A 13153-nucleotide genomic window follows, 5' to 3' on the forward strand; every position below is an offset into this window, starting at 1 on the left:
CCATTCGCCCAGGGACATTGAAAGAGCGATGAGCGTGACCTCCGGAACCAAGACTGACAGCGGCGTCGGTGAAACCGTTCGTGTCGTCGTTCATGCCCTCCTGATCGCGCTGGTGATCCGTACCTTCCTGTTCCAGCCCTTCAACATCCCCTCTGGATCGATGAAGGCGACGCTGCTGGTCGGCGACTATCTGTTCGTGTCGAAATATTCGTACGGCTACAGCCATTTCTCGATTCCGCAGTCGCCCAACATCTTCGCGGGGCGCATCTTCGGCTCCGAGCCGAGGCGGGGCGACATCGTGGTGTTCCGGCTGCCGAAGGACACCGAGATCGACTACATCAAGCGCGTGATCGGCCTGCCCGGCGACCGCGTCCAGATGCGCGACGGCCTGCTCTACATCAACGACGTGCCGGTTCAGCGCGAGCGGCTGACCGATTTCGTCGGCGAGGATCCCTGCGGCACCGCCGATTCGATCGCGCGCGTGAAGCGCTGGAAGGAGACGCTGCCGAACGGCGTCAGCTACGAGTCGCTGGATTGCTTCGACCACGGACCTTACGATAATACGGACGTCTATACGGTGCCGCCCGGCAACTTCTTCATGATGGGCGACAACCGCGACAACTCGACGGACAGCCGCGTGCCGCTGGCGGTCGGCTACGTTCCGTTCGAAAACATCATCGGCCGCGCCCAGATGATCTTCTTCTCCATTCGAGAGGGTGAGCATGCTTGGGCGTTCTGGCGCTGGCCGATGTCCATCCGTTGGGAACGTCTGTTCAAAATCGTGCGATGATCGACGACTCACCCGAGATCCAGACCACGCAGGCCGCCCCGGCGAGCCCGCAATCCGGCGCGGGCAACGTCGAGGCCGCGCCGAAGGCGGCTGCACGCTCAAAACCTGAGATGAAGGCTGAGCCCAAAGCGGAAGCGAAGGCGGACACGAAGATCGAAGCCAGAAGCGAGACGAAGGCCGAAGCCAGGAGCGAGAACGTCGTCGAATCTGCGACCGAAACGACGGAGAGCGGTGCGCAGATCAGTGCGCCGGATGCCGAGACCGATCCGGATGGCAAGCCGCGCGGCAAGGCGAAGAGCGGCCGACGCACCAAGAGCGCCGGGACCGGCGCGGCCAAGACCGCCAAGGGCGCCGAGAAGGCCGCCAATGCCGCGATCGAGGCGCGCATCGGCCACCGATTCGCCGATCCCTCGCTGCTCAGCACCGCCTTCACCCATGTTTCGGCGCTGAAGTCCTCCAAGAAGCGCGGCGACAGCTACCAGCGCCTGGAGTTTCTCGGCGACCACGTGCTCGGCCTGATCGTCTCGGACATGCTGTACCGCTCGTTTCCCAGTGCGGACGAGGGCGAGCTGTCGAAGCGGCTTGCCGACCTCGTGCGCAAGGAAAGCTGCGCCGACGTCGCCAAGTCGCTGGGCCTGCTCGATGACATCAAGCTCGGTGCGGTCGGTGCCGGCGCCGGGGCGCGGCTGCGCAAATCGGTGCTGGGCGACGTCTGCGAGGCCGTGATCGGTGCGATCTTCCTCGATGGCGGCTACGCTGCGGCCTCGGGCTTCGTCGAGCGCAACTGGACCGAGCGCATGCACAAGCCGCGGCGTCCGCTGCGCGACCCGAAGACGGTGCTGCAGGAGTGGGCGCAGGGCAAGGGCCTGCCGACGCCCGTCTATCGCGAGGTCGAGCGCACCGGCCCGCATCATGATCCGCAGTTCCGCGTCGCCGTCGATCTGCCGGGCCTCGAGCCGGCCGAAGGTGTCGGCGGCTCCAAACGGGCGGCAGAAAAGGTAGCGGCATCCGTGATGATCGAACGTGAAGGCGTCAGCGGCGGCAGCAATGACGGCTGAGCAACAGGCCGAACGCGGCGCCGGCACTCGCTGCGGGTTCGTCGCGCTGATCGGCGCGCCCAATGTCGGCAAGTCGACGCTGGTGAATGGGCTGGTCGGGTCCAAGGTCACGATCGTCTCCCGCAAGGTGCAGACGACGCGGGCGCTGATCCGCGGCATCGTCATCGAAGGCGCCTCGCAGATCATCCTGGTCGACACGCCCGGCATCTTCTCGCCGAAGCGCCGGCTCGACCGCGCGATGGTGACGACGGCCTGGAGCGGCGCGCATGACGCCGATCTCGTCTGCGTGCTGCTCGATGCCAAGAAGGGCATCGACGACGAGGCGCAGGCGATCCTGGACAAGGCCGCGACCGTCGCCCACGAGAAGATCCTGGTGGTCAACAAGGTCGACCTGGTGCCGCGCGAGAAGCTGCTGGCGCTGGTCGCGGCGGCCAACGAGAAGCTGTCTTTCGCGCGCACCTTCATGATCTCGGCGCTGTCCGGCGACGGCGTCGACGATCTCAGGCGGGCGCTGGCGGAGATGGTGCCTCTGGGACCGTTCCATTATCCCGAAGACCAGATGTCGGACGCGCCGATGCGTCACCTCGCGGCCGAGATCACCCGCGAGAAGATCTATTCGCATCTGCATCAGGAACTGCCGTATCAGTCCACGGTCGAGACCGACAGCTGGACCGAGCGCAAGGACGGCTCGATCCGCATCGAGCAGACGATCTTCGTGGAGCGCGACAGCCAGCGCAAGATCGTGCTCGGCAAGGGCGGCGCGACGATCAAGTCGATCGGCGCGCAGGCGCGTAAGGAAATCGCCGCGATCACCGAAGTGCCGGTGCACCTGTTCCTGTTCGTGAAGGTGCGGGAGAACTGGGGCGACGATCCCGACCGTTACCGGGAAATGGGGCTCGAGTTTCCCAGGGAATGATGATGAGCGTGCCGCGCAACGTGTTGTGGTTCGAAGTGCTGCTCTACATCTCGCTGATGCTGGATGCGCTGTCGGTTGCGGTGTCCGACCGGACACCGACCTTCGAGATCACCGAGGACATGATCACCGCGCAGACCATTCTGAACGGCGTCGTCATCCTGCTGATGTTCTACTTCGTCTATCTGGCGGCCCAGCGACGCAAGAACTGGCCGCGCTGGGTGCTGCTCGCGGCACTGCTGCTCTCCGGCATGTCGCTGGTCCAGATCATCGGCGAGAAGGGCATGACGCTGGATGCCGGCCTGGAGGTGATCTCCTGCGCGCTGACGACGATGGGACTGTACTACTCGTTCACCGGTGACGCGCGGGGCTGGTTCAACGCCTGAGCCGCGGGCTGATCGGCACGCGCCTCACTCCCATCCCCTCGCGGCTCCTCGGCAAAATCCGACGTTGCTGGACCGTACACTCATGGCGGCGGTCCAGTTTCCGAGCGACCTGGAGCTGAGCCCAGGATCAGCTTTTCGAACTCCGGATCGCCTTTGAAGATCTCAAGGTCATTGTCCTCCGCCGGCGTGCCCTCGCGCGCCGGATCCAGCATGCCGCGCAGCGCCCGGCGGCAGGATCCGGCGGGGTCCGGCTCCAACTCGACGACTTTCCGGACCGCATTGAGCGCATCGGCATAGGCCTCGTCATACTCATCGTGATCGCGTTCCTTGTAGTAGGCGGCGCGTTGTCCCTGCGCCGCGGCCAGCCACAGATAAACGCGCGGGTCGTTCATGCCGCTGGGAAGCGCCAGCAGTCTTGCAGCGATCTGGATCGCGCGATTGAAGCTGTCCGGCGGACGCAGATAGAGGCTGACGAACAGGTCGCGCCTGAGCAGCTCGGGGTCGTCCTTCTTGTCCTGCTCGGCCTCGGTCAGGGCACGCGCGGCATCACTCCAGCGTCCCTGCAGGGCCTGTGTCTCCGCGAGCTTGACGAGCAGATCCTTGTCGTGCGGCTTGAGCGCGATGGCCTGCTGCAAGGCGGTATTGGCTGCCTGCAGGTTGCCGGCGCGCGCCTGTGCGGAAGCCCAGGCCGCAAACTGGTCGGCATCCTTGAGCTTGTCGATCGTGATGTTGAGGAATTTGGGATCCTCCTTCGAGGCTGGAGCAACACGAGGCAGGCGCGCGCCCGCACCCTCTGCCGGCGAGATGTTGAGAATCGGCGCTTCGTTCACGCGTATCACCGCCTCGGCATCGCTGCGGTCTGGCGCGTCCGCGACGCTCTCGGCATCCGCAAACAGCAGCACGATGCGGGTCCTGGTCTCGAGATAGAAGAAGAGAAAGCCGCCGATGCCGCCCGCAACGCACATCAAGAGGAACAGGACGTCAGCGCCGGTCGCGCCCGGCATCGCCTCCTTGAACCTCGCCGCGGCATTCCACATCTTGCTGTAGATCGTGCCGGCTTGAACGAGACCCAGTCCGACGATGATCTTCGTCACCCAGTCGGAAATGTCCTCCAGGTTGGTGTTGCTGCCGTAGAGGCGGCTCGAAGCCGCCGCGCGGGCGCTGACGGCGGAATGATCGGTATTGGGATCAGCATTGCCGCCGCCAGCCCCCGTATTGGCCGGCTGCGGCGGGGCCGTGACAGGCGCCGGCGGTGAACGCTGCAGCGCGCGCGGAATTCCGAACAGGAATCCGAGAAAGCCACCAGCTCCTGCGGCCGCGAGGCTCAGCGCCAGCAACATTCCCGTGGTGTGAAAGAAGTCCGCCAGGAGCCACGTGTGAATGGCGGTCGCCATCGCGTAGAGGAAGATCAGCACCAGCAGCATGCCGAAGAATTGCAGCGTCAGGCGCTCGATGGTCGCGAGCTGGCGGACGAACGTTTCGCGCTGCGACGTGCCCTTCTGAGCCGGGCCGGCGGCGGGCAAAACCATCACCTCTGCTCCCTGCAGGCAATTGTGCGGTCACAAGGAACATCATCTTCAGGTTGTGCGCTGTCAAGCAGCACATGTGCCCGCCGGCACGCGGGTCACGATGCATGGCTCGGCCGCGCAAAGAGGTAGCCGGCCTTCGGGGCTGCATGCCCGCGTATTCTCCGTTACTATCCCATCATGAGCCCGGAGCCGGGCATCGCCGCTTGCGGCGAAGAGTGAGTCTGGCGGAGCAGGATCAGCAGAAGCGATGGAATGGACGGATGACGGCATCGTGTTGGGCATCCGGCGGCATGGCGAGTCCTCCGCCGTGCTGGAGCTGCTGACGCGCGAGCATGGCCGCCATCTCGGCCTCGTGCGCGGCGCCAGCGGCAAGCGCATGCGGCCGGTCCTGCAGCCCGGCAACACCGTGCGCGCGATCTGGCGAGCGCGGCTCGACGAGCATCTCGGCATGTACGCGATCGACGGGCTGACCTTGCGCGCAGCCGACCTGATGTCCGCTTCGCATGGCGCCTATGGCATCACCCATCTGGCGTCGCTGGCCCGGCTGCTGCCGGAGCGCGATCCGCACGAGGACATGTATCTCCGGCTCGAGCACGCGCTCGACGATTTCGCCGAGGCCGGCGGCGCCGCCGCGCACATCGTGCGCTTCGAGCTCGCGATCCTGGCCGAGCTCGGCTTCGGGCTCGATCTCGACTCCTGCGCGGCGACCGGCGAGACCTCGGAGCTCATCTATGTGTCGCCGAAGTCCGGCGGCGCCGTGTCCCGCGCCGCCGGCGCGCCCTGGGCCGACCGGCTGCTGCCGCTGCCGCGCTTCCTGCGCGACGGCGAGGAGGACCACGGCTGGTCCGACCAGGACCTCGTCGACGGCTTCCGCCTGACCGGCCTGTTTCTGCATCGGCACGTGCTGGAGCCGCGCGGGCAGGGCCATTCTGATGCGCGTGAGGGCTTCATCAATGCCGTGATGCGCGCCCGGGTGCGGCTGGCGCGGCCGGCGGAATGAGCGCCTGGCGCCTGCAGCCGCGAAACACGTTCCGCGCGTGATCTCGTTCACAGACCCGTCGAAAGAGTAGTGTAGTCTGGCACAGGGGCTGATCGTCCAGGCTGGCGCATGCGCGCAGCCATCCGCATTGCGGACAAGGCCAACGGGAGGCAACGATGCCACTGAAAGACTATTCGCTGCTGAAGGGTCGACCGATCAACAACCGTCTCGCGACCGGCGGCAGTCCGCACTACCAGGTGCTGGTCTCGGCCGACGGCGAGCTCTATCGCATTGCCATCAACGTTCGCTCGCAGGACGGCAGTGAGGTCGAGTTCCTGGTACGCTCGCGCTTCGAGCACCCGATCACCGATGGCATCAAGTCGTTGTCCGAAGGGCTGCACCCGCTGCAGAGCAAGCCGGGCGGCGTCGCGCTCGACTTCATCCGGGGCAATCTGATGCAGCCGTGGGAGCTCAAGCCGCTGCCGTTGTCGGCCGCCGGCCCCGACAACGATCTCAACGAGAAGATCGACTCCTACGTGCAGCGTGCGATGTCCGATGAGGCGGCCTTCATCTACGCTTTCGGCATCGCCTGGAAACCGGAAGACAAGGCTGATCGCTATTTCGGTTTCAAGCCCGGCCGCGGCATTCACGACATCCATTTCAATCAGGGCAATCCGCCGGGACAATATGCCAAGGACAACGGTCCCTGGCAGGATGGCGGGCTGATGTTCGAGTTTCCCGATCAGCAGCAATGGGTCGCCATCTTCCTGAAATTCCAGACCCAGGCCTGGCATTCGGACGATACCAGCGGCGAGGTCATCATTCCGCGCGATCCCGATCATCCCAAGGCGCCGCACACCCCGCCGGACCGCGACCACATCCCGCCACTGGACGTCCCGGACGGGCTGGTCCGCATCATCGCGGCCTATGTCAACGACGTGCGCACGCCGGAGCACGAGACCGTGACCCTGCTCAACACCGCCGATGTCGACATCGATCTCGACGGCTGGCAGCTCAAGGACAAGCAGAAGAACGCGATGCGCCTCAAGGGCTCGATCGCACGCGGCGCCACCCTGGTGGTGCCGATCGCGGCGCCGGTCGCGCTGTCGAACAAGGGTGGCATCATCACCTTGTTGAATGCGGCGGGCGTGAAGGTGCACGGCGTGTCCTATACCCGCGAACAGGCGTCGCAGCCCGGCCGCACCATCCCGTTCCAGTCCTGACCCGTGACGGAGCCCGCGCCCCGAGCGGCGCGGGCTCCTGCGCTGGCGCTGTGGCCGGACGCCGTGTACTCCTCTGCTGCGGCCGGTGCGGTGGCGCAGCCCCGGCGCGACGGTGAGGAGAATGTGATGGGACTTCTGGTCGACGGCCAATGGCACGACGTCTGGTACGAAACGGCGGCCTCCGGCGGTCGTTTCATCCGCAAGGACTCGGCCTTTCGCAGCTTCGTCACCGCCGACGGCAAGCCCGGCCCGACCGGCTCGGCCGGATTCAAGGCGGAGGCCGGGCGCTATCATCTCTATGTCAGTCTCGCCTGTCCGTGGGCGCACCGCACCCTGATCATGCGCGCGCTGAAAGGGCTCGGTGACATGATCTCGGTGTCTGTGGTGCACTGGCTGATGCGCGAGCAGGGCTGGACCTTCGCCGACGGCCCGGGCGTGGTGCCCGATCAGCTCAATCACGCCGAGGTCCTGCATCAGATCTACACCGCCGCCGATCCCGCTTATTCCGGCCGTGTCACCGTGCCCGTGCTCTGGGACAAGGCCCAGCGAACCATCGTCAACAACGAGTCGTCCGAGATCATCCGGATGCTCAATTCGGCCTTCGACGGCCTCGGCGCTACGCCCGGCGACTACTATCCAGAGGCGCTGCGCGGCGAGATCGACGCGATCAATGCGCGCGTCTACGACACGCTCAACAACGGCGTCTACAAATGCGGCTTTGCGACCACGCAAGGAGCCTATGAGGAAGCGATCGGGCCGCTGTTCGCGACGCTCGACTGGCTGGAAGAGAGGCTGTCGACGCGCCGCTTCCTGCTCGGCAACGTCATGACCGAGGCCGACATCCGGCTGTTCACCACCCTGATCCGGTTCGATGCCGTCTATGTCGGGCACTTCAAGTGCAACATCCGCCGCATCGCGGACTATCCGCATCTCGCGGCCTATACGCGCGATCTCTACCAGTGGCCCGATATCGCCGCGACGGTGAATTTCGAGCACATCAAGCGGCACTATTACGAGAGCCACCGCACCATCAATCCGACCGGCATTGTCCCGGTCGGACCGCTGCAGGACTTCACCGCACCGCATGGGCGCGAGCGACTGTCTGCGGCGTGAGAATGCAGCGAGCCTCAATGCAGAGGGGACGGGATCATGCCGGCCGAGCGTGATCTGACAACGCTGCTGCGGACGATGACGCCCGAGCTGCAGGACGGCGTCTTCGTGTTCTGCACCCTCGGTGCCGATGCCGATCTTGCTGCCATGCCGGCGCCGCTGCTGCTGTTCCGCGAGCGCGAAGGGGTCACGCTCGTCGTGCGCCGCGAGGACGCCGAGCAGGCAGGGCTCGCCCATCAGTTCGCCGCCCGCCTCATCACGCTCTCGGTGCAGTCCGCGCTGGATGCGATCGGCTTCCTGGCCGCCGTCACGACCGAGCTGGCCGCCGCCGGGATCAGCGTCAACGCGGTCTCGGCATTTCACCACGATCATCTGTTCGTGCCGGAGCATCGGGCCGACGAGGCGTTGTTGCGGCTGCGGGAGATGTCCCGGCGATCTGTCGCGGAGTGATGCGCGGCGAGGCCGGGCAAGTCTCCGCCCTCCGGTCAGCCTTTGCGCTTCGCGACGGCCGCCGTCCGCCGAGGCGGCGAGGTGGCCGGCTTGCCACGCGGGGAGGGCTGCTTGCCGCGGCGCGGCGGGTTCGTGGTGACGGGGCTCCGCCGCGGCGGATCCAGAATCCTCGCAGCCTCCGCGCGCACAAGCTCCATGAGCATCATGGCCGCTGGCGACAATGTGCGCCCCTTCAGCCTGAGCATGCCGAACTGTGCCATCAGCAGGCCCGAGGCGCGGGTCTCCTGCGACTCCGTGACATTGAGCCGGACCAGCTGCCCTGACGCGAGCTCCTGGGTGAGCACGGCGTCGCCCGCCAGCAGGATGAGATCCGAGCGGATCGCGACCTGCGTCAGCAGGCTGACATTCTCGGATTCCAGTGTGACGGCGAAGCCGTTGCCGTCGGGAGCGCCGATCAGCGCGTTCAGGCGCCGCTTGTACTCCACGGGAATGATGACCGAGGCAAAGTGCTGGCCGGCGAGATCGCGGGCTGAGAGCCCGGCGCGGCCTGCCAGCGGATGCGCGGGCCGGCAGTAGAAGTGACCCGGCAGGCTGCCGAGCGGCTCGCGCTCGACGCTGTCGTCGGTAGGGATATCAGAGGTGTGCGCCAGGAAGAAATCGAGCTTGCCCTGATGCAGCAAGGCCATCAGCGCGCGCCAATTGTCCTGCACCAGCGTGACGCTGACCGAGGGATGCTTGGCATAGAGCCGCGCCATCGCGTCGGGGAGCAGCGTCAGTCCGGTGAACGCGCCGACGCCCACGGCAACCTCTCCGGCGTCTCCCGATCGCAGCATGCGCATTTCGCGGCCGAGATCGGCGGCGCCGGAGAGCAGGGTCCGCGCATGCGCCACCAGCCGCTCGCCGACCGGGGTGATCTCGACCGAGCGCGAGCTGCGGTCGAACAGGCGCATCCCCGCTGCATCCTCCAAGGTCTGCAGGCTGCGGCTCAGCGCCGACTGCGTGACATGCGCGCGCTTGGCGGCACGGGCGAAATGCCGCTCTTCCGCGAGGTAGACCAGTTGCTGCAGCTGGCGCAGGGTCGGACTGTCCATTGATGATTTCAATGCATTGATAACGCCATAACAATTCATTGGATTTCTGAGCGCGTCAATCCCACAATGGCGCAAACAACATGGGGAAATGCCGAAGCGAGGCCGGCCGGTCGCGCAAAGGTCGTTCGCCCCGCGGCAACAGGCTCTGTTCATGCCCAATGGCGCACAAGCTCTGATCCGGACCCTCGTCAATGCCGGCGTGCGGGTCTGCTTCACCAATCCCGGCACCTCGGAGATGCATTTCGTCGCGGCGCTGGATTCCGCAGCCGAGATGCGCGCGGTGCTGTGCCTGTTCGAGGGCGTCGCCACGGGGGCTGCGGACGGCTACGCCCGGATGACCGGCACGCCCGCGGCAACCCTGCTGCATCTCGGCTGCGGCCTCGGCAATGGCCTCGCCAACCTGCACAATGCGCGCAAGGGCAAGGTGCCCGTCGTCAACATCGTCGGCGACCACGCCACCTATCACGTGAAGTATGACGCGCAGCTGCAGTCGGACATCGAGACGGTCGCACGCAACGTCTCGCCCGGCTACGTCTGGACCTCCCAGGTCACCTCCGAGCTGTGCCGCGACGCGGTCGCGGCCGTGAAGGCGGCGTGCTCCTGGCCCGGTCAGGTCGCGACCCTGATCCTGCCGGCCGACGTGTCCTGGGGCGAGGGTGGCGTTCCCGAGCCGGCGCCGGTGATCGCGCCGCCGCCGGTGGCCGACGACGCCGCGGTCCAGGCGGTCGCCGACGCGATCAAGGCAGGCGGCCGCAGCGCCATCCTGCTGGGGGGCACGGCACTGCAGGAGGAGGCGCTGCTGGCGGCCGCCCGCATTGCCGCGACGTCAGGCGTCAAGATCTACGCGGAGACCTTTCCAACCCGGATGCAGCGCGGCGCCGGTCTGCCCGCGATCGACCGCATCGCCTATCTCGCCGAGATGGCCGGGATCCAGCTCAAGGAGATCGACACGCTCATTCTCGTCGACGCCAAGCCACCGGTGTCGTTCTTCGCCTATCCCGGCAAGAAGAGCTATCTGCCCCATGACGGCTGCAAGGTGCTGACCTTGTCGACGCCGTCCGAGGATGCGGCAGGGAGCCTCGCCAAACTGGTCAAGGCGCTTGCGGCCGAGACTGCCGCGCCGGTGTTGTCGGCACCGTCGCGGCCCGGACGCCCACGCGGCAACAAGCTCACGGCGGAAAAGGTCTGCAAGGCCGTCGGCCGCCTGCTGCCCGAGAACGCCATCATCGTCGACGAGGCGATCAGCTCCGGCCTGATGCTGTCGAAATTCACCGCCGGCGCGCCGCGGCACGATTTGATCACCTTGACCGGCGGCGCCATCGGGCAGGGGCTGCCGAATGCGATCGGGGCCGCGATCGCCTGTCCGGACCGGCCGGTGATCGCGCTGATCGGCGACGGCAGCTCGATGTACACGATCCAGTCGCTGTGGACGATCGCGCGCGAGCGGCTCGACGTCACCGCCATCATCTTCAACAACGCGTCCTACTCGGTGCTCAACGTCGAGCTGGAGCGGGTCGGCGCCGAGCGCATCGGCCCGAAGGCGCGGGCGCAGCTCGATCTGCACGGGCCGGTGCTGAAGTTCGCGCAGATCGCCGACGGTATGGGCGTGCGCGCGACCCGCGTCACCACGCCGGATGAGTTCACCGATGCCCTGGAGGGCGCTCTGGCGCGGCCGGGGCCGCATCTGATCGAGGCCATGGTGCCGCCGGCGCTGAGCGGGCTCAAGCTGAAGCTGCTGCCGCATCTGCTGGGATCGCTTGACCGCATGCCGCTGTCGGTGGCGCGCATGCTCAAGCGCAAGATCGCGCCATGAGCGCGATGCTGCAATCCGATGTCGTCATCGCCGGTGGCGGTCTCGCCGGCATCGTCACCGCGCTCGAGGCGCTGCGCGCCGGAAAATCGGTCGTGATCGTCGACCGCGACACGCCGGAGCGCTTCGGCGGGCTGGCGCTATGGGCGTTCGGCGGCATGGCGCTGGTCGGCACGCCGCTGCAGGCGCGGATGAACATTCCGGATACGCCCGAGATCGCGCTCCGCGACTGGATCCGGTTCGGCCAGCTCGATGCGAGCGAGCACTGGCCGCTGCAATGGGCGCGCTACTACGTCGAGCATTCGCGCAGCCACGTCTACGACTGGCTCTCCTCGCACGGCGTGACCTTCATGCCCGCGGTGAACTGGGTCGAGCGCGGCCTCGTGGGCGACGGCAATGCGCTGCCGCGCTATCACATCGTCTGGGGCACCTCGCAGCGGCTGACGCGCGTGATGATCGACGCGATGCGCGCGGCGGACAGCGGTGGACGGCTGACGGTGCTGCATCGTCATCGCGTCGTCAGCCTCGATCGCAACGGCGGCGCTGTGTCCGGTGTCGTTGTTGTCAGCGAGGAGACCGGCGCGGAGACCCGTATCGCTGCGCCGCTGACGGTGCTGGCGATGGGCGGCATCAACGGCGGCCACGACGAGACCCGCGCCAACTGGGTGAAGGGCCGGCCACTACCGGCGACGATGCTGAACGGCGCGCATCCGTTTGCGGACGGCAAGCTGCATCATCACGCCGCTGACAGCCTCGGCGCGCAGATCAGCCACGCCGGTGAGATGTGGAACTACGCCGCCGGCATCCCGCATCCGTTCCCGCATTTCGACGGCCATGGCCTGTCGCTGGTGCCGTGCAAATCGGCGCTCTGGCTCAACCACCGGGGGGAGCGCATCGGGCCCGAGCCGCTGGTGACCGGTTTCGACACCCACACCCTCTGCCAGCGCGTCGCCGCGCAGGAGAAGCCGTATACGTGGCATCTGCTCAACTGGCGCATCGCCGCCAAGGAATTCGCCATCTCGGGCGCCGAGCACAATCCGCGCATCCGCGACCGGCAGATGCCGATGTTCCTCAAGGAGACGCTGCTCGGCAATCATCGTTTGATCAGGCAGATGCAGAAGGAGAGCCGGCATTTCCTGGTCGACGAGACGCTCGCAGGTCTGGCCGCCAGGATGAATGCGCTGACCGGCACCGACGACGTCAAGCCCGAGGTGCTGCAGGCGACCGCGGATGCTTTCGACGCGAACTTCAAGAACGGCGACAAGCTCCACAACGACGACCAGCTGCGCCGCATCCTGCATGCGCGGCAATGGGGCCCCGACAAGCTTCGCACCTGCAAGCCCGCGCCGCTGCAGATGCGCGGGGCAGGGCCGTATATTGCGATCCACATGCAGCTGATCACCCGCAAGAGCCTCGGCGGCCTCAAGACCGATCTGCAGAGCCGCGTGCTCGATGCCGCGGGCGTGCCGATCAGCGGCCTCTATGCCGTGGGCGAAGCGGCAGGCTTCGGCGGCGGCGGCGCCTCCGGCAAGCGCTCGCTGGAAGGCACGTTCCTGCCCGGCTGCATCCTCACCGCGCGCGCCGCGGTGCGGGCGATGTGAAGGACGTTCCCATCGTCACGCGATAATTCGTGCAACGAACTTATTACATGTGCAAGGCACAACCCTCTCCGCCCGTCATTCCGGGGCGCCCGCAGGGCGAGCCCGGAATCCATACTCACAGGCCGTCATCGTGGCGCGAGATCGCCGTGGCCGCGCACGCGTTTCCTCACCCTCAGTCGTGGTTATGGATTCCGGGCTCGCCCTGCGGGCGCC

Annotated in this window: 12 protein-coding genes; 10 read left to right on the top strand and 2 right to left on the bottom strand. The window is 66.6% G+C overall.

Annotated features, from left to right (window positions below):
* The first annotated feature begins 28 nt into the window (after positions 1 to 28).
* The 4 genes from lepB to QQL87_RS03180 are packed head-to-tail and all read left to right on the top strand — an operon-like array spanning position 29 to position 3147.
* Positions 29 to 790, top strand: a complete 762-nt coding sequence (gene lepB / locus QQL87_RS03165; RefSeq protein ID WP_284419420.1) for a signal peptidase I — start codon at positions 29 to 31, stop codon at positions 788 to 790.
* Positions 787 to 1848 carry a ribonuclease III gene (rnc, locus tag QQL87_RS03170; protein ID WP_284419418.1) on the top strand — a complete coding sequence of 354 codons (1062 nt, stop codon included), beginning with the start codon at positions 787 to 789 and terminating at the stop codon, positions 1846 to 1848. The genes lepB and rnc overlap by 4 nt, the downstream gene beginning before the upstream one ends.
* Positions 1838 to 2764: a GTPase Era gene (era, locus tag QQL87_RS03175; RefSeq protein ID WP_284419415.1), complete on the top strand. Its 927-nt coding sequence runs from the start codon at positions 1838 to 1840 to the stop codon at positions 2762 to 2764. The genes rnc and era overlap by 11 nt, the downstream gene beginning before the upstream one ends.
* A gap of 2 nt (positions 2765 to 2766) precedes the next feature.
* Positions 2767 to 3147, top strand: a complete 381-nt coding sequence (locus QQL87_RS03180) for a hypothetical protein (protein WP_284419413.1) — start codon at positions 2767 to 2769, stop codon at positions 3145 to 3147.
* Between the two features lie 80 nt (positions 3148 to 3227).
* On the opposite strand, the gene QQL87_RS03185 is transcribed toward QQL87_RS03180, so the two are convergent.
* Entirely contained in the window at positions 3228 to 4676 is a 1449-nt protein-coding gene (locus tag QQL87_RS03185) for a tetratricopeptide repeat protein (RefSeq protein WP_284419412.1), read from the bottom strand.
* Between the two features lie 247 nt (positions 4677 to 4923).
* Here QQL87_RS03185 and recO point away from each other — a divergent pair, with 247 nt between their 5' ends.
* From recO to QQL87_RS03205, 4 genes are all read left to right on the top strand, one after another.
* Positions 4924 to 5676 (top strand): DNA repair protein RecO, encoded by a 753-nt coding sequence (gene recO / locus QQL87_RS03190; protein ID WP_284419410.1) that lies wholly within the window; start codon positions 4924 to 4926, stop codon positions 5674 to 5676.
* A gap of 155 nt (positions 5677 to 5831) precedes the next feature.
* Positions 5832 to 6878: a DUF2278 family protein gene (locus tag QQL87_RS03195; protein WP_284419409.1), complete on the top strand. Its 1047-nt coding sequence runs from the start codon at positions 5832 to 5834 to the stop codon at positions 6876 to 6878.
* A 126-nt stretch (positions 6879 to 7004) separates the two neighbouring features.
* On the top strand, positions 7005 to 7991 hold the full coding sequence (locus QQL87_RS03200) for a glutathione S-transferase family protein (RefSeq protein WP_284419408.1): 987 nt from the start codon (positions 7005 to 7007) through the stop codon (positions 7989 to 7991).
* 36 nt (positions 7992 to 8027) lie between these two features.
* Positions 8028 to 8438: an ACT domain-containing protein gene (locus QQL87_RS03205; RefSeq protein ID WP_284419407.1), complete on the top strand. Its 411-nt coding sequence runs from the start codon at positions 8028 to 8030 to the stop codon at positions 8436 to 8438.
* 35 nt (positions 8439 to 8473) lie between these two features.
* On the opposite strand, the gene QQL87_RS03210 is transcribed toward QQL87_RS03205, so the two are convergent.
* Positions 8474 to 9529, bottom strand: a complete 1056-nt coding sequence (locus QQL87_RS03210) for a LysR family transcriptional regulator (RefSeq protein ID WP_284419405.1) — start codon at positions 9527 to 9529, stop codon at positions 8474 to 8476.
* A 151-nt stretch (positions 9530 to 9680) separates the two neighbouring features.
* Between QQL87_RS03210 and QQL87_RS03215 the strand changes: the two genes are divergently transcribed.
* On the top strand, positions 9681 to 11342 hold the full coding sequence (locus QQL87_RS03215; RefSeq protein ID WP_284419403.1) for an acetolactate synthase large subunit: 1662 nt from the start codon (positions 9681 to 9683) through the stop codon (positions 11340 to 11342).
* Positions 11339 to 12940: an FAD-binding protein gene (locus tag QQL87_RS03220; RefSeq protein WP_284419402.1), complete on the top strand. Its 1602-nt coding sequence runs from the start codon at positions 11339 to 11341 to the stop codon at positions 12938 to 12940. The genes QQL87_RS03215 and QQL87_RS03220 overlap by 4 nt, the downstream gene beginning before the upstream one ends.
* Positions 12941 to 13153: the final 213 nt, after the last annotated feature.

It is taken from the genome of Bradyrhizobium sp. SSBR45G (assembly GCF_030159255.1).
Lineage (GTDB): Bacteria > Pseudomonadota > Alphaproteobacteria > Rhizobiales > Xanthobacteraceae > Bradyrhizobium.

Coding starts and splice junctions, on each gene's coding strand:
- recO (WP_284419410.1), top strand. CDS start 4,924: ATGGAATGGACGGATGACGGCATCGTGTTGGGCATCCGGCGGCATGGC.
- QQL87_RS03210 (WP_284419405.1), bottom strand. CDS start 9,529: ATGGACAGTCCGACCCTGCGCCAGCTGCAGCAACTGGTCTACCTCGCG.
- QQL87_RS03180 (WP_284419413.1), top strand. CDS start 2,767: ATGAGCGTGCCGCGCAACGTGTTGTGGTTCGAAGTGCTGCTCTACATC.
- rnc (WP_284419418.1), top strand. CDS start 787: ATGATCGACGACTCACCCGAGATCCAGACCACGCAGGCCGCCCCGGCG.
- QQL87_RS03215 (WP_284419403.1), top strand. CDS start 9,681: ATGCCCAATGGCGCACAAGCTCTGATCCGGACCCTCGTCAATGCCGGC.
- QQL87_RS03205 (WP_284419407.1), top strand. CDS start 8,028: ATGCCGGCCGAGCGTGATCTGACAACGCTGCTGCGGACGATGACGCCC.
- QQL87_RS03195 (WP_284419409.1), top strand. CDS start 5,832: ATGCCACTGAAAGACTATTCGCTGCTGAAGGGTCGACCGATCAACAAC.
- era (WP_284419415.1), top strand. CDS start 1,838: ATGACGGCTGAGCAACAGGCCGAACGCGGCGCCGGCACTCGCTGCGGG.
- QQL87_RS03185 (WP_284419412.1), bottom strand. CDS start 4,676: ATGGTTTTGCCCGCCGCCGGCCCGGCTCAGAAGGGCACGTCGCAGCGC.
- QQL87_RS03200 (WP_284419408.1), top strand. CDS start 7,005: ATGGGACTTCTGGTCGACGGCCAATGGCACGACGTCTGGTACGAAACG.
- lepB (WP_284419420.1), top strand. CDS start 29: ATGAGCGTGACCTCCGGAACCAAGACTGACAGCGGCGTCGGTGAAACC.
- QQL87_RS03220 (WP_284419402.1), top strand. CDS start 11,339: ATGAGCGCGATGCTGCAATCCGATGTCGTCATCGCCGGTGGCGGTCTC.